The organism is Actinoplanes sp. NPDC048988 (genome assembly GCF_043197815.1).
Taxonomy (GTDB): Bacteria; Actinomycetota; Actinomycetes; order Mycobacteriales; family Micromonosporaceae; genus Actinoplanes.
The window spans coordinates 95,183-114,335 of record NZ_JBICTW010000012.1 but is presented as its reverse complement, the minus strand read 5'-3'; the positions used below and the strand labels follow the sequence as shown (position 1 = coordinate 114,335).

General features: G+C 71.1%; 14 protein-coding genes. 9 read left to right on the top strand and 5 right to left on the bottom strand.

What is annotated here, in order from left to right:
- Positions 1–109: 109 nt before the first annotated feature.
- The 3 genes from ACGFJ7_RS31040 to ACGFJ7_RS31030 are packed head-to-tail and all read left to right on the top strand — an operon-like array spanning position 110 to position 3,299.
- The gene (locus ACGFJ7_RS31040; RefSeq protein ID WP_360260965.1) at positions 110–832 is read left to right on the top strand and encodes a hypothetical protein; all 723 of its coding nucleotides are present in this window, start codon (positions 110–112) and stop codon (positions 830–832) included.
- The gene (locus ACGFJ7_RS31035; protein WP_360260962.1) at positions 832–1,710 is read left to right on the top strand and encodes an ATP-binding cassette domain-containing protein; all 879 of its coding nucleotides are present in this window, start codon (positions 832–834) and stop codon (positions 1,708–1,710) included. Before ACGFJ7_RS31040 ends, ACGFJ7_RS31035 begins: the two co-directional genes overlap by 1 nt.
- Positions 1,707–3,299: a hypothetical protein gene (locus ACGFJ7_RS31030; RefSeq protein WP_392645259.1), complete on the top strand. Its 1,593-nt coding sequence runs from the start codon at positions 1,707–1,709 to the stop codon at positions 3,297–3,299. Before ACGFJ7_RS31035 ends, ACGFJ7_RS31030 begins: the two co-directional genes overlap by 4 nt.
- A 194-nt stretch (positions 3,300–3,493) precedes the next feature.
- Here the strand turns inward: ACGFJ7_RS31030 and ACGFJ7_RS31025 are convergent, their stop codons facing one another.
- Both ACGFJ7_RS31025 and ACGFJ7_RS31020 read right to left on the bottom strand, forming a co-directional pair.
- Positions 3,494–4,282 carry a maleylpyruvate isomerase family mycothiol-dependent enzyme gene (locus ACGFJ7_RS31025; protein WP_392645257.1) on the bottom strand — a complete coding sequence of 263 codons (789 nt, stop codon included), beginning with the start codon at positions 4,280–4,282 and terminating at the stop codon, positions 3,494–3,496.
- A gap of 9 nt (positions 4,283–4,291) precedes the next feature.
- Positions 4,292–4,912 carry a hypothetical protein gene (locus tag ACGFJ7_RS31020; protein ID WP_392645256.1) on the bottom strand — a complete coding sequence of 207 codons (621 nt, stop codon included), beginning with the start codon at positions 4,910–4,912 and terminating at the stop codon, positions 4,292–4,294.
- Positions 4,913–5,124: 212 nt separating this feature from the next.
- Here ACGFJ7_RS31020 and ACGFJ7_RS31015 point away from each other — a divergent pair, with 212 nt between their 5' ends.
- From ACGFJ7_RS31015 to pepN, 3 genes are all read left to right on the top strand, one after another.
- Positions 5,125–6,336 (top strand): anti-sigma factor RsbA family regulatory protein, encoded by a 1,212-nt coding sequence (locus ACGFJ7_RS31015; protein ID WP_392645254.1) that lies wholly within the window; start codon positions 5,125–5,127, stop codon positions 6,334–6,336.
- A gap of 129 nt (positions 6,337–6,465) precedes the next feature.
- Positions 6,466–8,040 carry a cellulase family glycosylhydrolase gene (locus ACGFJ7_RS31010; protein ID WP_392645252.1) on the top strand — a complete coding sequence of 525 codons (1,575 nt, stop codon included), beginning with the start codon at positions 6,466–6,468 and terminating at the stop codon, positions 8,038–8,040.
- Positions 8,041–8,094: 54 nt separating this feature from the next.
- The gene (gene pepN, locus ACGFJ7_RS31005) at positions 8,095–10,509 is read left to right on the top strand and encodes an aminopeptidase N (RefSeq protein ID WP_392645250.1); all 2,415 of its coding nucleotides are present in this window, start codon (positions 8,095–8,097) and stop codon (positions 10,507–10,509) included.
- 2 nt (positions 10,510–10,511) lie between these two features.
- Here the strand turns inward: pepN and ACGFJ7_RS31000 are convergent, their stop codons facing one another.
- Positions 10,512–12,890 carry a tetratricopeptide repeat protein gene (locus tag ACGFJ7_RS31000; RefSeq protein WP_392645248.1) on the bottom strand — a complete coding sequence of 793 codons (2,379 nt, stop codon included), beginning with the start codon at positions 12,888–12,890 and terminating at the stop codon, positions 10,512–10,514.
- A gap of 22 nt (positions 12,891–12,912) precedes the next feature.
- Entirely contained in the window at positions 12,913–13,284 is a 372-nt protein-coding gene (locus ACGFJ7_RS30995) for a hypothetical protein (RefSeq protein WP_360260947.1), read from the bottom strand.
- A gap of 380 nt (positions 13,285–13,664) precedes the next feature.
- On the opposite strand from ACGFJ7_RS30995, the gene ACGFJ7_RS30990 reads away from it, so the two are divergent.
- Both ACGFJ7_RS30990 and ACGFJ7_RS30985 read left to right on the top strand, forming a co-directional pair.
- Positions 13,665–16,790 carry a N,N-dimethylformamidase beta subunit family domain-containing protein gene (locus tag ACGFJ7_RS30990; protein WP_392645246.1) on the top strand — a complete coding sequence of 1,042 codons (3,126 nt, stop codon included), beginning with the start codon at positions 13,665–13,667 and terminating at the stop codon, positions 16,788–16,790.
- A 157-nt stretch (positions 16,791–16,947) separates the two neighbouring features.
- Complete coding sequence (locus ACGFJ7_RS30985) at positions 16,948–17,304, top strand: nuclear transport factor 2 family protein (protein WP_360260943.1); 357 nt, start codon at positions 16,948–16,950, stop codon at positions 17,302–17,304.
- On the opposite strand, the gene ACGFJ7_RS30980 is transcribed toward ACGFJ7_RS30985, so the two are convergent.
- Positions 17,301–17,906 (bottom strand): TetR family transcriptional regulator, encoded by a 606-nt coding sequence (locus ACGFJ7_RS30980; RefSeq protein ID WP_360260941.1) that lies wholly within the window; start codon positions 17,904–17,906, stop codon positions 17,301–17,303. The genes ACGFJ7_RS30985 and ACGFJ7_RS30980 overlap by 4 nt on opposite strands.
- Before the next feature lie 85 nt (positions 17,907–17,991).
- Between ACGFJ7_RS30980 and ACGFJ7_RS30975 the strand changes: the two genes are divergently transcribed.
- Positions 17,992–19,143, top strand: a complete 1,152-nt coding sequence (locus ACGFJ7_RS30975; RefSeq protein WP_392645244.1) for a glycosyltransferase — start codon at positions 17,992–17,994, stop codon at positions 19,141–19,143.
- Positions 19,144–19,153 lie beyond the last annotated feature (10 nt).

The following is a 19,153-nucleotide window of genomic DNA, read 5'->3' as shown; positions in this document are numbered from 1 at the left end:
CTGGCTCACGCTAGTTGTCGGCGCGCCGCCGCGCGGTATGGCTAGGCATACTCTTTTCCGGTGCCTAGCCGTAGTGCCCGGCATGCCCGCCCGATGATCCAGTGAGCACATGCGACTCACGCCTCTGATCCCACTGCTCCTGCTGGCATCGCTCACCGGATGCGCCGACCTGGGCGCGATCGACGAAACGAACGAGGACCGGCACGAGTTCGCCCTGGACGGCCAACGACTGATCATCGATAACGACGGCGGCGACCTGCGGCTCGTCGCCGGCACGGGCGACGCTGTCGTGGTGCAGCGGTCGCTGACCGGCAAAGCCACAGTCGACGGTAACGCCGCCTGGTCGCTCAGCGACGACACTCTCCAGCTGCGCGTCACGTGCAGCGGCTTCGTCCCCGACTGCGGCGGCCGGCACGTCGTGGCCGTGCCGCCCGGGGTCGCCGTCACCGTGACCAGCGACTCCCCCGTCCGGGCGGTCGGTCTCGACGCCGCCCTCACCGCGACGGTGTCCGACTCGTGGGTCCGCGTCGAGAGTCCGTCCGGTCCTCTCCGGCTTGACGCCGGGCTGAACGCCGAGGTCATCGGCGCCCGTTCGGCCGACGTCGTGGTGTCGTCCCGCGACGGCCGGGTGCGCCTGAGCTTCACCACCGCACCCCAGCACGTGTCAGCCAGGGCCGGCGGGTCGGTCGACGTCGTCCTGCCCGCCGGCCCGGAGACCTATCGGGTCGCCGGGCCCGGCCGTCCGGGTCTGCGCAGCGACCCCGCCAGCAAGCGCGCCGTCGAGGTGGCTGCCGGCAGCGACGGCACGGCTCAGGTTCGGAAGGCACACTGATGTTCGAGCTGATCGATGTCACGAAGGTGTACCGGGGCGGCAAGCGCGCCGTCGACGGGGTGACCATGAGCCTCGGTCCTGGTGTGCTCGGCCTGCTGGGCCCGAACGGCGCCGGCAAGTCGTCGCTGATGCGGGTGGCCGCCACCGTCACGAGGCCGACCAGCGGGCGGGTCCTGTTCGAGGGCACTGACGTGGTCGCCAGGCCCGATGTGCTCCGCCGCCGCCTCGGCTACCTTCCGCAGGACTTCGGCGTCTACCCGCACCTGACCGCGCGGGAGTTCCTGTCCTACCTGGCAGCGGTCAAGGGCTTGTCCGCCCGGGTGGCCCGCGCCCGTATCGACGAGCTGCTGACACTGATGCATCTCACCGAGGCGGCCAAGCGCCCGCTCGGCGGTTACTCGGGCGGCATGCTGCGCCGGGTGGGCATAGCGCAGACGCTGCTGACCGACCCACGGGTGCTGATCATCGACGAGCCCACCGCCGGTCTCGACCCGGAGGAGCGCGTCCGGTTCCGTAACCTGCTCAGCGAGCTCGCGGCCGACCGGCTCGTGCTGCTGTCCACCCATATCGTCTCCGATATCGAGTCGGTGGCCGGTGACATCGCCATCGTGGCCCACGGACGCGTCCTCCGCCGGGGCAGTCCGGGCGATCTGGTGCAGACCGTGGCCGGCCAAGTGTGGGAGTTGATCGTCCCGCCGTCGGCACTTGCCGCGGTCCAGGCCCGGCACACGGTCAGCCGAATGGTGCGTACGGCCGAGGGTGTGCGGCTCCGGCTGCTCTCCCCCGATCCGCCGGCGCCCGATGCCGTGTCGATCCGGCCCGACCTCGAGGATGCCTACCTGGCCGTGATCGGCGACGTCCGCGAGGTGGTCCGATGAGGCCGGGGACGTGGGCCGCGCTGGCTGTCGCCGACTTCCGTGAGCGGGCGCGACGCCCGGCCTACGCCATCGTTCTTCTCGCGGCCGTCGGGCTCGGCTATCTCGCCGTGCCGGCCGCCGGCGACCACTGGACGATCGTCAACGCCGGCTCCTACCGCGGGGTCTACAACAGCGCGTACGTCGGTACTGTCACCGCGCTGGCCGGAGCACTGTGGCTTTCCGCCGGGGGCTTCTACGTCATACGTACGGCCGTCGCCCGTGACCGGCAGACCGGTGTGGGCGAGCTGTTGGCCGCTACCCCGATGCGTACCGTCGACTATCTGATCGGCAAGTTCCTCAGCAACTTCCTGGTGCTCGCCTCGATGGCCGCCGCACTGGCCGTCGCCGCGCTGGCCATGCAGTTGGCGCGTGGCGAGTCCCGCGCCGTCGACGTGGTCGCCCTGCTGACACCGTTCCTGCTCTGCACCCTGCCCGTGCTGGCGGTGTGCGCGGCGGCGGCGATCGTCTTCGAGACCACGCCTGTGCTGCGTGGCGGTCTGGGCAACATCATCTGGCTCTTCGTGTCTCTGGTCGCCGTCATCGCAGGTCAATCGGGGAACGCTCCCCTGGGCGGCCTGGGCGTCAACGCCTTCGCCGAGTCCCTGCGCGGCGACCTGGCCGCTCAGGGGTTCAAAGTCACCGACCTGGCGCTCGGTTTGATGTACCTGGACAGTCCACCCCGCCCGGTCCCCTGGTCCGGTGTTGACTTCACGGCGGCTTTCGCCGCCCAGCGTCTTCTGCTGGTGACTCTGGCTGCTGCCGTCGCTCTGCTGCCGGCCTTCTGGTTCGACCGCTTCGACCGGGCTCGCCGCCACACCGGCACACCCCGGTTCACCATGACGCCGCCGGATCACGGAGCAGCACTGACCGCCGGGATCGCACCACCTGACGTGACACAGCCGCCCGCTACCACCGTGCAGGTTCCGGGCATCACCCGGCTGGCCCAGCTCGAAGGCGGTCCGGCTCGGCGTGGATGGGGCTTCGGGCGGGTGGTCGTCGGTGAGGTACGCATTCTCATCGGCGGTGTATCGAAGTGGTGGTGGCTCGCGACGCTGGCGCTCGTCGTGGCCGGTATTGCCGCGCCGGCAGCGTCGTCGGGGCTTCTCGCGGCGGCATGGATCTGGCCGGTGCTGATCTGGTCACGGCTCGGCTGCCAAGCCCGCGAGCATGGCGCCGAGGGGTTGCTCGATGCCTGCCCCGGGCCGGTGGTCCGCGTGCTGGCGCAATGGTTGAGCGGTGTCGCGCTGACAGCCGTGGTGGGGATCGGTCCGGGTCTCGCCATGGCGGTGGACGGTCGCCTCGCGGAGTGGCTGGCCGGGGCGCTCTTCATCCCGGCGCTGGCCTTGGCCCTGGGCGTCATCAGCCGGACGCAACGCTTCTTCCAAGCCGTCTACCCACTGCTCTGGTACCTGGTGATCAACGATGTCGGGGGTCTCGACTACATGGGACTCCTGCCCGACGGACCTCGCCCCGGCACGGTCGTGACCGCGACGACGCTCCTGCTGGTGTCGGCGCTTACCGCTGTCGGTGTCCGGCAGCGCCTCCGCTGAACGGCATGCCGCGGCGTTAGCTGCCCCGCACCGATCCGATCAGTTTGGCTCCAGCGCGGCCGAGCGGGAGGACGCCACCTTCCGCGTCTCTGACCCGGCAGGAGGCACCGCCAGCAGCCGCCGGGCGCGCTCGGCACAGCGCACCGACGGCCGCACCCGTGTCCGCGCCTGTACCCACGGCGCTCTGCGTGGTGTCAGAAGCCGGGGAAGACGGCGCGCAGGTCGTCGAGGGTGATGTTGCCGGTCACCTTCACGGCAGTGGGGGTGTGTGGTGGGGTCAGGCGGCCTACGAGTAGGCGCATGGCGGCCTCCAGCGGGCCCTCGAACGTTGCCGTTGCGGGGGTCTCGTCAGTGGTGAAGTGGGCGCCGTCGTTCAGGACGATGCGGTACGGGGTTGTGCTGATCTCGATGACGGCGGGGGTGGTTACCGCGTCGGTCTTCGCGATGAAGCCCAGGAAGAAGCTCAGGCCGCCGGCCAGGTGCTCGGCCAGCAGGGCGGCCGGGGCGTCGGCCAGGGCGGCCGTGGGGTCGGCGGCCACGCGGACGTCCCAGTCGTGGTGGACGACTTCGGTGAGGCGCATGGCGGCGAAGGAGGCGAGCGGAATGGGCTGCGGCAGGAAGCCGAGGTTGATCGTCAGCTTGTCGTGCTGTTCCGGCGTCAGGGCCTCGAAGGCGGCTACCAACGTGGCGTTCGACTCGATCGCGCCGGTGGCCTGGGCTTCGGGGGTCAGGGCGTTCCACCGGTCCCACACGCTCTGGTTGAAGCCGGGGCCGGGGGCCTCGGCCTCGCCGGTGGCGCCTCGGAGGACGGCCAGGTTGATCTCGGCGCCGCTGCCCAGGTGCGACAGCACCTCGGCGACGGTCCAGTTGGAGGCGCCGGACGGGCCCTCGATCTGGGCGGGCGTGAAAGCGGCGACGGCCGCCGCGAGGTCGTCGTGCTCGGTGCGGAGGGCTGCGATGGTGCGGGCAGCAAGAGAAGTCATGAACGAAGCCTAAATCGGCCCCACCTGGAAGAGAGTGCGACCGTTGGCGGTGATGGCCATGGAACCGTTGGCCCTCAGGAGCAGGAGCGCCCCGGGGTTGCCGGCGGTGCCGCTGCTCCACACGGTGCTGTTCGCGGCGTCGTACAGGACCAGGTGTCCGTCGTTCTGCATGACCAGCTTGACGCCGGTTGTCGTGTTGGTTCGCCAGACCGGACGGCCCTGGTCGCGGAGCACCAGATCGCCGCCGGGGGTCACGGTGAGGGCCAAACGGTTCGTGGACCAGCTCTGGCCGGAGGTGAGAACGCTGGTGCTCGTGATCGTCCGCTCCGTCCAGGCCGGGAGGGCGGGCCGCCGTGTGGTGGGCGCGGTGGAAGGCGACGTGGGTGGCGAACCGGGCGATGGGGACAACCGGGCGGAGGACGCTGGTGGTGGTGACAACCGGACCGCGGAGGAAGCGGAGGGGGACGCCGGCGCCGGGGCCACGGAGACCGGGACCGATGGGTAGCCGGCCGGTTCGATCGGGGACGGCACGGGCTGGGTGGTGACGCCCAGAGTGCGGTCGTCGTCGTGACCGAGCTGGAAACCCGCGTACACCGACACGCCGAGGCTGAGAACGATGGCTGACGCCAAAAGGACCACCGTCCCGTTGACGCTCCGGTCGTGGCGATTCATGAGATCCTTTCGCGTCCGGGCGCTCAGGAGCGTACGTCGCCGTGTGGCACGCCCACTCCGCCGTTCGGACGATGCCGATCGTGTGACCTGGTTGCATAGGAGCCGGGTATCGGGCAGCGTGGCCGCATAGACGTCGCCGACAGGGCGACACGACCTCCGGACGTAGCCACATGGGATCGGGCGCAGCCGCAGGGCAAGGCCACACGGGAGAAGACCCAGCCGCAGGGCACAGCCGCACAGGAGAAGACCCAGCCGCCGGGCACAGCCACACAGGAGAAGACCCAGCCGCAGGGCACAGCCGCACAGGAGAAGACCCAGCCGCCGGGCACAGCCACACGGGACAAGACCCAGCCGCCGGGCACAGCCACACAGGAGAAGACCCAGCCGCCGGGCACAGCCGCACGGGAGCGGGTGCGGGGCGTGGCCGCATAAGGTCGGGGGCGGCGGCCGGGTATCGCGGGTGTTTTCACGAAGCCGCCTTCTATGACTCCGACCAGGCTTTTCTTGACGTCGTCGTTCCGTTTCTGGCCGGGGGGCTCGAAGCCGGTGAGCCGGTTGTCGCGGCGTTTGCGAGCCATAACCAGGCGCTGGTCGCCGACGTCTTCGGCGGCGGGATCAGATATGTCGACGCCGAGCTTCAGTTCGCGCGGCCGGCCTCCGCCATCGACCGCTACCAGCGGATGCTCAGGGAATACGCGAATGCCGGGTCCGCGCAGGTTCGCGTCGCCGGTGAGGTGCCGCATCCGGGGACCGGGGTGCCGTGGGAATGGTGGGCTCGGTACGAGGCGGCCGTCAACCGGGCGTTCGACGACTTTCCCGTCTGGGGTCTCTGCCCGTACGACACGCGCATCGCTCCGGCCGAGGTGATGGCTGACGTGCGGAGCACACATCCGTTCCTCGTCGAGGGCTCGGCGCATGAGGAAAATCCCGGCTTCGTCGTTCCTGAAACGTTTCTGGGCGGGCGCCGGTCGGCCTGGCGTGACCCGTTGGAGGGCACCGCGCCGGTGGCGACGTTCCGCGACCCGTTTCCCGCGCAGGTGCGGGCCGCGATCGCCCGGGCCGGCCGGGCGACGGCGCTGGCCGAGAACGACGTCCGCGGGCTCGTGCTGGGTGCCTCCGAGGCGGTGTCCAACGCGATCCACCACGGGACGCCACCGATGACGGTCCGGCTGTGGAGCTCACCGCAACGGATGCTCGTCACCGTGGCCGACGCCGGGAACGGGCCCGACGCGCCGTTCGCCGGCCTCTTCCCCACCTCGGCCGCCGCCTCCCGCGGCGGGCTGGGCCTGTGGCTCGCCTTCCAGTCCTGCAGCCTCGTCACCTTCGGTCAGAGTCCCGACGGGTTCACCATCCGCCTCGTCGCCGGACAGGCCCGGCCGTAGCCGGCCGACGCCGGCCTGGCCACCCTCGAAGCCGCCGCCCCCGGGCCTTGGCGCGCCGCCGCACGTTCCTATTGCCCTGGGAGCGCTCCCATGTAACGATGCCTATCACTGGATTGAATGGAGTGACCAGTGTCAGCATTGAAGAGGAAGCTCGCCCTCGTCTGTCTGGTCGCGGCCGGCCTCACGGCCGTGCCCGCCGCCGCGCCCGCTGTCGCCGCGGCCGGCGGGACCGGCACCGGCTACCTGCACACCAGCGGAAACAAGATCGTGGACAGTACGGGCGCCACCGTCCGGCTGACCGGTATCAACTGGTTCGGCATGGAGACCGACAACAAGACCTTCCACGGTCTGTGGTCGAGCAACCCGTGGCGTTCCCAGCTCGACACCATGGCCCGCCTCGGCTACAACACGCTGCGGGTGCCGTTCTCCGACGACGCGCTCAAGAGCGGCGCCACCGCGAGCGGCGTCAACGACTTCGTGAACCCCGACCTGGTCGGGCTGTCGCCGCTGCAGATCCTCGACAAGGTCGTCGACTACGCCGGCGGCAAGGGCATGCGGATCATCCTCGACCGGCACCGGCCGACCGCCGCCGGGCAGACCGCCCTCTGGTACACCTCGGCCGTTCCCGAGTCGACCTGGATCGCCAACTGGCAGGCGCTGGCCCGCCGCTACGCCGGGAACACCACCGTCATCGGCGCCGACCTGCACAACGAGCCGCACGCCGAGGGCACCAACCCGGCCGCCACCGGTTCCTGCTGGGGTTGTGGCGACCCGGCCCGCGACTGGCGGCTCGCCGCCGAACGGGCGGGCAACGCCATTCTGTCCGTACAACCCAATTGGCTCATTTTCGTGGAGGGTGTGAGCTGTCCGAGCGGTGGCCTCTCGAACGTCTGGGACAACGACCCCAGCAATGACGAGGACTGCGGCTGGTGGGGCGGCAATCTTTCCAAGGCCGGGCAATTTCCCGTACGTCTCGACGTCGCCAACCGCCTGGTCTACTCGCCGCACGAATACGCGACTTCCGTCTTCCACCAGAAGTGGTTCGACGATCCGTCCTATCCCGCCAACATGCCGGCGATCTGGGACCGGTACTGGGGTTATCTGTACAAGCAGAACATCGCCCCCATCATGATCGGCGAATTCGGCAGTACCCTGCAGAGCGACGTCGACAAGGTGTGGCTGCAGCGTCTGCTCGCCTACACCGGCACCGGCGCCGACGGGATGTCGTTCACCTACTGGTCGTGGAACCCGAACTCGGGGGACACCGGCGGTATCGCCAACGACGACTGGACGACCATCAACACCGCCAAGCAGGCGATCATCCAGCCGTACCTGATCGCGCCCGTGGGCGGCGGCGGTGACGGCGGCCCGACCACGCCGCCGCCGGTGCCGGCCGGGGCCTGCACGGCCACCTACAAGCAGGACAACGCGTGGCCGGGCGGCTTCCAGGGCTCCCTGACGATCAAGAACACCGGCACCGCGGCGGTCAACCCGTGGACGGCGACCTGGGCGTGGCCGGCCGGCGTGACCCTGGGCAGCGGCTGGAACGCCACCGTCACCCAGTCCGGCACCACCGTCACCGCGGCCGCTCCCGGCAGCAGCCCGGCCCTGGCCGCCGGGGCCTCCGTGACGATCGGCTTCGTCGCCAACGGAACCGCCACGCCGCCGAGCACGGTCAAGCTGGGAACCGCGGCCTGCGGATGACGGCCGCGTTTAAAGGGGCGCGAGACTCCGGGGGTGCCGCCTAATATCGGGCGGATGGACCCCCGGAGTCTCACCCAGGCCGAAGCCGAGCAGCGGGCCGCGCTGATCGCCGTCGAGCGGTACGACATCGCGATCGACTTCACCGAGCTGCCCACCGGACCCGGCGTGACCTGCGTGTCCACGGTGACCTTCACCTGTCGTGAGCCCGGCGCGTCCACCTTCGCCGACTGCGTCGCACCGGTCCTCTCGGCGACCCTGAACGGCAAGCCGCTGCCCGAGGCGGAGGAGGGCCGGATCCTCCTGTCCGATCTGGCCCAGCGCAACACGCTGCGCGTCGAGACCCGGCAGACCGACACGGCCGACGGGCCCGGTGTGCACAAGTCGGTCGACCCGGCCGACGGCGAGGTCTACGTCTGGACCACCTTCGCCCCGGACGAGGCCCGCCACCTGTTCGCCTGCTTCGACCAGCCCGACCTCAAGGCGCCGCACGCCTTCACCGTGACCGCTCCCGATCAGTGGATCGTCGGCTCCAACACCGGCGACCCCGAGATTCACGAGCTTGCGGGGGTACGCGTGTGGGCCTTCCCCGACACTCCGCCGCTGGCCACGTACAACACTGTCGTCAACGCCGGCCCGCTGCACGAGATACGGCGGGAGGCCGGTGGCCACGACCTCGGGTTGTTCTGCCGGCGCTCGCTCGCCGCGGTGCTCGACCGGGACGCGGATGAGATCTTCACCGTCACCGAGCAGGGTCTGGCCTTCTTCGCCGACGTCTTCGGCATGCCGTTCCCCCAGCGCAAGTACGACCAGATGTTCATGCCCGACTTCGGCGGCGCCATGGAGAACTGGGGCTGCGTCACCTGGGAGGACTCGTTCCTGCGGCGCTCCGAGCCGACCCCGGCCGAGCGGGAGACGCTGGCCGTCGTGCTGCTGCACGAACTGTCGCACATGTGGTTCGGCAACATCGTCACCATGCGCTGGTGGGACGACCTGTGGCTGAACGAGGCGTTCGCCGAGTTCGCCTGCTACTGGGCGGCCGAGCGCGCCACCCGCCACACCGACGCCCGGGTGGGCATGCTGGCCAGCGACAAGCTCATCGCGTACCTGGCCGACCAGGGCCCGATGTCGCATCCGATCCGCCAGCCGATGCGCGACGTGGCCGAGGCCGCGTCCATCTTCGACGCCATCACGTACCCCAAGGGCGCCGCGGTCCTCTACCAGCTCATGGTCTACGTGGGCGAGGAGCGGTTCGTGGCGGGCATGAAAAGCTACTTCGCCCGGTACGCGTGGGGCAGCACCACCCTGCAAGATTTGATGGACGCCCTGGCCGAGGCGTCCGGTCGCGACCTCGACGCGTGGCGGGCCGGATGGCTCGAGACGGCCGGCACCGACCGTTTCACCTTCGACGGCCGGACGCTGACCGGGACGGGCCCGGCCGGTCCCCCGCGTCCTCAGGTACTGGCCGTCGGGGCGTACGACCGGGGTCCGGCGGGTTTGACCCGGACCGCTCTGGCCCGGGTCGACGTGCGGGGCGGAAGCACCCCGGTGACGCTGCCCGAGGGAGCGGACCTCTACCTGGTGAACGACGAGGACCTGACGTTCGCCACCACCCGCCCGTCGGCCACCGACCGGCCGACCTTGATCGACGACGCCGGCGCGCTGCCGACGCCGGTGTCGCGCGGCGTCGCCGTGGCCACCGTCTGGGACATGCTGACGAACGCCGAGGCGACCCCGGCCGAGACGGTCCGCTGCGTCGCGTCCGTGCTGGCCGTCGAAACGGCCGACACGGTGGTCGAGCCGTACCTGCGCCTGGCCGGCGACGCCGCCGAGTACTGGGCCGGCGACACCGACCGCCCGGCGCTGATGGCCGAGTTCTTCGCGCTCTGCGCCCGCCTGGCCGAGCAGCCGGCCCGCCGCCAGGTGGCCCTGCGCGGCCTGGCCCGCTCGGCCCCCGACCTCGACGCGGTGGCCATGCTGCAGTCCGGCGCCGACGTCGACCTGTCGTGGCGCCTGCTGATCCGCAAGGCCGAGCTGGGCGGCGACACCCGGGCCGAGGTGGACGACCTGCTCAAGCGCGACCCCGACCCGGACGCCTCGCACCGCGCCCTGGCCGTGCGGGCGGCCCGCCCCGACGCCGCCGAGAAGTCCGCGATGTGGCAGATGCTGGCCGTCGACCGGGCCGTCCCGCTCAGCGCCGTGCGCACGGTGACCACCGCTTTCTGGCGGCCCGGCCAGAACCATCTGCTGTCCGGCTTCGGCCCGAGCTACCTGTCCCTGCTGCCCACCTTCGACCGCGGCGGCATGGTTCCGTCCATGGTCTACTCGGGACGCCTGCTCCCCCGCTTCGCCATCGACGCCGACTTCCTGACCCGAGCCGACCAGACCGCCGCCGGCGTATCCCCGGTGGTACGCCAGACGGTCCTGGAGGTCACCGACGAACTGCGCCGCATGCTCCGCACCCGGCGCTGACATCACAGAGTGTGGTCTGAGTCCTCCCCGGCTTGGCCGCGCCAGTAATCGAGGTTGTCGAGGGTGTTCAGGGTGCCGGGGTGGTCGGGTCCGAGCACGCGCACTTGGTCGTTCAGGAGCTGTTGGAAGGCGGTGGCGGCGCCGACCGCGTCCCCGGCGCGGCCGCGCCAGGTGGCGAGGTTGCTGCGGGTGACCAGGGTGTCGGGGTGGTCGGGTCCTTGCACGCGCAGCTGGTCGCCGAGCAACTCCTCGGTGGCGGTGGCGGCACCCGCCGGGTCCCCGGCCTCGCCGCGCCAGGTGGCCAGGTTGCCCCGAGTGGCCAGGGTGCCGGGATGGTCGGGTCCGAGCACGCGCAGCTGGTCGCCGAGCAACTCCTCGGTCGCGGTGGCGGCGCCGGCCGGGTCCCCGGCGCGGCCGCGCCAGGTGGCGAGGTTGCTGCGGGTGTCCAGAGTGTCGGGGTGGTCGGGTCCCTGCACGCGCAGCTGGTCCTCGAGTAGGTGTCGGAAGGCGGCGACGGCGCCGGCGGTGTCCCCGGTCCAGCCGCGCCAAGAGGCAAGATTCTTGCGGGTGTGCAGGGTGGCCGGATGGTCGGGTCCGAGCACCCACAGTTGATCGTCGAGCAACTCCTCGGTGGCAGTGGCGGCGCCGGCCGCGTCCCCGGCCTCGCCGCGCCAGTGGGCGAGGTTGCCCCGAGTGGCCAGGGTGTCGGGGTGGTCCGGTCCGAGCACGCGCAGCTGGTCCTCGAGCAACTCCTCGGCGGCGGTGGCGGCGCCGGCCGGGTCGCCGGCCTTGCCGCGCCAATGGGCGAGGTTGTTGCGGATGGTCAGAGTGTGGCGGTGGTCGGGTCCGACCACCCGCAGCAGGTCGTTCAGTAGCTGGTGGAAGGCGGAGGCGGCACCAGCGGCGTCGCCGGCCTCGCCGCGCCAGTGGGCGAGATTGCTACGGGTGGTCAGGGTGTCGAGGTGGTCAGGTCCGAGTACCCGCAGCAGGTCGTCACGAAGTTGCTCAAAGGCTTTCATCGCGGCAGCCGGGTTCCCCGATTCGCCGAGGCTGCGGTTGACTCGATTGACGACCGGGTGAGGGCTGGGTTGAACCAGGCTGTCGCCGGCGTGGTGGCGCACGGTTGTGGTGTTGCTGCGCAGGCGTTGAGCGTGGGCGGTGTCGCGTTCCACGTCCGGCCAGATTTCGGTGAGGGCGTCGGCGGCTGCCCAGGCGGTGTCGGCCAGGGTGTCTTGAGTACAGGTGTCGCGGGTGGCGCGTTGGACCAGGGCGTGCACGGTCACCGCTTCGGCAGTGGCGGTGATGAGGTTGAGCCGGTGCAGGACTTGCAGGCCGGAGCGCACCGTCCTCTCGTCGACGAGGGGTGAGGTGCGGCCGCACCGGTAGCTCAGCCAGTTGCCGGCCGCGGTGGTGGTGAACACCGAGGTGGGGATGCCGGCGGGATCGAGCACGCTGGCCAGCTCCAGTAGTGGGCGGGCCAGGCCGGCCGGGCGGGTGGCGTCGGCGGCGTCGATGGACAGGGCGAGGGTGGCGGCGACGGTGCGCTGGTAGTCATCCGGCAGCCCGGTCGACCCGCTCGGATCGGGGACCAGGTCGTCGAGGCGGGCGCGGCTGTCGGCGAAACGCCGCCGGTATTCCGAACAGGTCACCCGTTCGTCGCGCAGGAACGCGGCGGCCTGGGCCAGGGCGAGGGGCAGGCGGCCGAGATCGGCGGCGACGCCGGCCGGGTCATCGGCCAGGCGGGTGTCGCCGAGCCTGGCTCGGAGGTAATGGACGGCCTCCTCGTGGGAGAAGGTGCCGACCGCGATCAGCCGACGTTCGGGGCCGTCGAGTCCGGCGCCGCGCAACCGGGTCGTGACCACGGTACGACCGGAGCGTCGGCCGGGCGGCCACAGCTGCTGCAGGTCGGCCGTGGCGGTCAGGTCGTCGAGCACGACCAGCCACCGCCGGTCCGTGCTGGCCAGCCAGGCATGGAAACGAGCCGCGTCCTGCTCGATGTCGGCACCGGTCACACCGCGCAGCGCCAAGTCGGCCGCGGCCTGGGCGTATCCGGTGATGATCGATTGCCGGGAACCGGCCGCTACCCATAGCAGCAGATCAATCTGGTTGCCGCTCCACAATCGCTCGGCGAGATGAATCGCCAGCTGGGTCTTGCCGACCCCGCCCAGACCGGACAACAGCCGGGTGCCCGCCCCAGCCGCTGGGGAGGTGTGGAGTTCGCCGGCCGTCGACCGGCCCTGAAAGGAGGCGGCCGGTTGCGGGACGATCCCGACCCGGACCGGCCACTCGACTGGCTCTTGACCGGAGAAGAAGTTGTTCTGGGTGTTGCCGTCACCGACCTGCACGCCCTTCGCGTCCCGGGCGTCCACCTCGGCCCGCATCGGCGGAGGCGATGGTTCGGAATCAGGAGAAGGTGTTGTGCTGGGTGTTGTGGTCACCGACCTGCACACCCTTCGCCTCGCGCGCGTCCACCAGGAACTTGCCGGCCGCCGAGCCGTCCGGATCGACCAGTGCCAGCAACCGCCGCGCCACGGTCAGGACCTCTTCGTCCTCGACAGCGCCGGACGCGTCCAGTTCGTCGCCGATCAGGGCCTCCCACACGTCCGGCTCGGTCTCGTCGGCCTCCAACGCCTGCCGCGCGTCGCCGCGCAACCACGGCCGCAGCACGCGTTTCAACCCGGAGTAGGCATCCTTCACCGCCGCCGACGCGGTGTCTTTCATCCCCGCCGTCGCCCCGGCGGCCAGCGCCGCCGCAATCACCTCACCCGCCGGCATCTCCACTCCTTCCCATCGACACTACCCATTCTCACCGGCGACGGCCGCTTGATCGCAACAGGCAGGCGCCTACCCGACGCAGCCGCACGGTAGGGCGAGACCGAAGACTGAGCGTCCCCCGCGAGAAGAGAAGCGGAGATCCAGGCCGACGCGCTCGGCCTGTCCGAGACGAAGGACCACTGTGGGGCCGCCGGCGCGCCCCGAGAAAAGGCGGAATCCTCTGATCGGCGGTAATTGGGTCCGGTCCGGTCAGCGCCGCGGCGCTGACCGGGCCGACTAGTTGCGCACTTCGCCCACGCCGGACACGCGTGTCGCCGAGCCGACAGTTCGGGGGTCGGCGCGTTCGCATGCTTTGCGTCTGCGTTTGGGAGGCGATACGCGTGCGTACACTCAGGACGTTTCTAGTTCTCGCCCTCGCCGTCACGGGGTTGTCCGTGGCCGGGGCCGAGCCGGCCGCCGCTGACGCGTGTGCGCCGCTGATCAATCCGATCGCTTGTGAGAACAGCAAAGCGGGCACGCCGAAGAGCACCTGGGACATTTCCGGGTACGGCAGTTCGGCCCTGCAGGGCTTCCCGACGCAGATCAGCGTCAACGTGGGCGAGACCGTGCAGTTCAAGATCGACTCGTCGGCCGCCTCGTACCGGGTCGACATCTACCGGATGGGCTATTACGGCGGGAACGGCGCGCGGCTCATCACGTCGGTCAATCCGGTCGGGGCGCAGAGCCAGCCGGGCTGCATGAGCCAGGCCGCGACCGGGCTCGTCGACTGCGGGAACTGGGCGGTCTCGGCCTCCTGGCCGGTGCCGGCGAACGCCGTCTCCGGCATCTACTTCGCCCGGCTCGTCCGGACCGACGGCACCTCCGGGGCCAGCCACATCCACTTCGTGGTGCGTGACGACGCGAGCCACTCCGGGATCGTCTTCCAGACCTCGGACTCGACCTGGCAGGCGTACAACCAATATGGGGGTAACAGCCTTTACGTCGGCTCGCCGGTGGGGCGTGCCTACAAGGTGAGCTACAACCGGCCGATCACCACGCGCGGGACCGGGGCCGAGGACTACGTCTACAACGCCGAATATCCGATGGTGCGCTGGCTCGAGGCCAACGGGTACGACGTCAGCTACATCGCCGGGGTCGACGCCGACCGCAACGGGGCGCTGCTCCGGAACCACCAGGCGTTCCTGTCGGTCGGTCATGACGAGTACTGGTCGGGGCAGCAGCGGGCCAACGTGGAGGCCGCCCGCGACGCCGGGGTCAACCTCGCGTTCCTCAGCGGCAACGAGGTGTTCTGGAAGACGCGCTGGGAGAACTCGTACCGGACCATGGTCACCTACAAGGAGACCCACGCCAACGGGAAGATCGACCCGGATCCGGCCTGGACCGGCTCGTGGCGTGACCCGCGGTTCAGCCCGCCGGCCGACGGCGGCCGGCCCGAGAACGGGCTGACCGGCACGATCTTCAAGGTGAACGCGGGCACGGTGAACCTTCAGGTGCCGGCCGCGGACGGCAAGATGCGGCTCTGGCGCGGCACGACCGTGGCCACGCAGGCGGCCGGCGCGACCGCGACGCTGGGCACCGGGACCGTCGGCTACGAGTGGGACGAGGACGCCGACAACGGCGCGAGGCCGCGCGGGCTGATCAAGCTGTCCACGACCACGGCGTCGGGCCTGGACGTGTTGCAGGACTACGGTTCGACGTACGCGACGGGCAGCGCCACCCACAATCTGACGCTCTACCGCGCGCCCAGCGGCGCCCTGGTCTTCGGCGCCGGCACCGTGCAGTGGTCGTGGGGCCTGGACAGCAACCACGACCGGGGTTCGGGCGCGGCCAGCACACCGATGAGGCAGGCCACGGTCAACCTGCTGGCCGACATGGGCGTGCAGCCCGGCACCCCGCAGCCGGGGCTGACCGTGGCCACCGCCTCGACCGACACCGTCGGGCCGGCGGCGGTCGTGACCGCGCCCGCCGCCGGGGCGACCGTGCCGGTGGGTTCGCCGACCGTCGTCTCGGGCACCGCCACCGACACCGGCGGCGGGGTGGTCGGCGGCGTCGAGATCTCCACCGACAACGGCGCGACCTGGCATCCGGCGTCCGGGCGAGCCACCTGGTCCTACACGTGGCGGCCGGGCACGACCGGGGCGGCCACGATCCGGGTCCGGGCCACCGACGACAGCGGCAACGTCGGTGCCGACGCGACCCGCGCGGTGACCGTCGGCTCGCGGACCTGCCCGTGCGGCATCTGGAACGCCACCGTCACCCCGGCCACCCCGGCCGATCCGGACAGCACCGGCACCGAGATCGGCACCCGGTTCCGCACCGACGTGGCCGGGCAGGTGACGGCGATCCGGTTCTACAAGAGCAGCGCCAACACCGGCACCCATGTGGGGCGGCTCTGGTCCAACACGGGCACGCAGCTGGCGCAGGTCACCTTCACCGGCGAGTCCGCGTCGGGCTGGCAGCAGGCGAACCTGTCGGCGCCGGTGACGCTGACGCCGAACACGACGTACGTGGTCTCGTACTACGCGCCGAACGGCCACTACGCCGCCGACACCGACTACTTCGCGTCGCAGGCGTACGACAACGCGCCGCTGCACGCCCTGCGGGACGGCGCCGACGGGGTCAACGGCGTCTACCGCTTCGGCACCGGCTTCCCGACGCTGGCCTGGCGCAGCGCGAACTACTACGTGGACGTGGCCTTCACCCCGGGCACCGCCGCGCCCGACACCACCCCGCCGGCCGTGACCAGCCGCAGCCCCGAGCCCAACGCGACCGGCGTGGCCACGTCCATCAGGCCGAGCGCCACCTTCAACGAGCCCGTGTCCGGCGCCGTGATGGCGATCGCGGGCGTCAGCGGCGCCACCACCTACAGCGATGGCGTGGCGACGTTCACCCCGTCCACAAGCCTCGCCCCGAATACGACATATACGATTTCGATCAGCGGGGCGCGCGACACGGCGGGCAACACGATGAGTTCGACAAGCTGGTCGTTCACCACCGGCGCCGCGCCTACGACCACCACGTACTCGGTCTGGCCGGCCACGGCGGTTCCCGGAACCCCGGCCGATCCGGAGACCTCGGCCGTCGAGCTCGGCCTGCGCTTCCGCTCCGACGTCGCCGGCCAGGTCACCGGCGTCCGCTTCTACAAGGGCAGTGGCAACACCGGCACGCACCTGGGCCGGCTCTGGTCGAACAGCGGCACCCAGCTGGCGACCGTCACCTTCGCCGGCGAGTCGGCGTCCGGCTGGCAGACCGCCACCTTCTCGTCGCCGGTGACGATCACTACGAACACCACGTACGTCGTCTCCTACTACGCGCCGGTGGGCCGCTACGCCGCCGACACCGGCTACTTCGCGAACAACGGCGCCGACAACGGCCCGCTGCACGCCCTGGCGAACGGCGTCGACGGTGCCAACGGCCTGTACCGGTACGGCACGGGCGGGGGCTTCCCCACCAACACCTGGCAGTCGGCCAACTACTGGGTCGACGTCGTATTCGCCGCCTCCTGAAGGGGAGCACGTCGAGAAAACTGGCGATGGTCCTGGCAGTTCCAGCGTCGGCGTTCCTGTCAGCCGGTGCGTTCCGTCGACGGCCCACGCGCTACGTGAGCAGCGCAACCCCCCGATCGAAGGCCATGACGGCATTGTGCCGCCTATTGTGTCTGCCATGGCCGACCAGAGGATCGAACTCGCCTTTCGCAATCTGCTCGAGGTCTTCGGAGAGCGTGACCCCGAGAAGAGGGCCACGGCCATTCGGGAGATTTACGCCGAGGACGTGACCTTCGCCGACCCGGACGAGGTGGTCGTGGGGTGGGACGCGCTGGACCGGAAGGCGCAGGGGCTGCTCGACAAGGCGCCCGGGTTCGTCTTCGCGGCGGTCGGTGAGGTCCGGGTCGTGCAGGATCTGACCATGCTCGCCTGGCAGTTCGGGCCCGAAGGGGCGGCGCCCGCGGTCAGCGGGGTCGACATCTGCCTCGTGGCCGACGGGCGCATCACGAGCCTTTACACGATGCTGGACGCTTAGTCGTTCAGCAGGGCACGGACGGCGGTCTCGTACAGCCAGGCCGCCGCCTCGCCGGGGGTCCACGTCGCGTCCCGCAGGACGCGCGGCCAGGCGTACAGGCCGAAGAAGTACCAGAGCACGTCGGTGGCCCGCTCCCGGTCGACGCGCAGGACGCCGAGCTCGTCCAGGCGCTCGGCGGCCTTGGCCAGGGCCGAGCGGAAGGACTCGACGGCCTCCTCCCGCAGGCGCTGGGCCACGGGCTCGTGCGACGCGGTGTCGATCAGCAGGGCGATCACGGTGTCGTGCCGGCGGTAGGCCGCGCCGGTGCCCTCGGCGATGGCCAGCACCACCTCCTCGCCGGTCTCGGCCCGGGCGACCCGGTCGAGGCTCTCGGCGACCGCCGCGTCCCGCATGCCCCGGCGCACCAGTTGTTCCAGGAGTACGGGCTTGCCGCCGACGCTGGTGTAGACCGTGGCCACCGCGACGCCGGCCGCGGCCGCGATGTCGTTGACGGTCGCGCCCGCGTACCCGTCCTCGGCGAAGCAGCGCCGGGCCGCGCCCAGAATCAGTTCCCGCGTCTCGGCCGCCGCCTGCGCGCGCCGGGTGCCTCGTGCCGTGGTCATGGGGCCCTTTCCTCGCCGCTCATGGTAGCTGTTCCCTCGATCACAAGAACGTCATTCTGATGAACGCAACAATATGCTGATGAGCATGAAGGTTCTCTTCTCAGCCGTGCCTTCCCAGGGGCACTTCTATCCACTGCTCTCCCTCGCCCGCGCGTTCGCCCGCCGCGGTGACCAGGTCGCCGTCCTGTCCGCCGCGGCGCTGGCGGACGACGTGGCGGCCGAGGGATTCGAGCACCTCCAGGCCGGCCCCGCCCCCGACGCCCTCTTCCTGGAGGCCGCCCGCCGCACCGGAACCGACGCGGCCGCCGGCACCTCGCCGGCCGCGGTGGCCGAGTTCTTCGCCGGCGCGCGCCTGGACCTGGGCGGGGACGCCGCCCTCGAACTGGCCCGCGCCTGGCAGCCCGACCTGATCGTCAACGAGATGTTCGACCTGGTCGGCGTGTTCGTCGCGGCGGGCCTGGACGTGCCGCTGGCCACGGTCTCGACCGGACCGGGCGTCCCGCCGGAATTCCTGGGCGCCATCGCCGCCAACGCCGCGCCGCGCTTCGACGCGCGCGGTTTCACCGCGCCGACGGCGCTGCCGGCCGGCCGCTGGCTCCTCGAGACCTGCCCGCCCGACCTGGGCGCCTCCCGGACGCCGACCACGGCCGAGCGGTGGACCCTGCGCCCCGAACCCCACCAGGGCCCGGCCACCGCCGGACCGGTTCCGGCCCCGACGCCCGGCCGGCCCCGCGTGCTGGTCACGCTCGGATCGCACTTCGCCGCGCCGGACGTCGTCGGCAAACTGCTGGACGACCTCACCGGCGGCGACGACCCGCTGGCGGTCGACTTCCTCGCGACGACGCTGCCCGGAACGGACGCGTCGGCGGTTCCGCACAAGTCTCCGCACGCGACCGTCCTGCCCTTCCAGCCGCTGGCCCAGCTGCTCCCGGGGGTCTCGGCGGCGCTGATCCACGGCGGCGCGGGAACCACCCTCGGCAGCCTCGCCGCGGGCGTGCCGCTGGTGGTGTGGCCGCAGGGCGCCGACCAGCCGGTGCAGGCCGCCGCCGTGAACCAGGCCGGCTGCGGCATCGGCCTGGCCCCCGGCCCGGTCGACCCGGAGACACTGCGCGAAGCCGTCCGCAAGGTGGTGACGGACCCGGCCTACGCCGCCGGAGCCGCCCGCATCCAGGGGCAGATCGCCGACATGACAGCGCCCGAGCAGGTGGCGGCCGACCTGACAGCACGGTTGACGTAACCCACCTTCC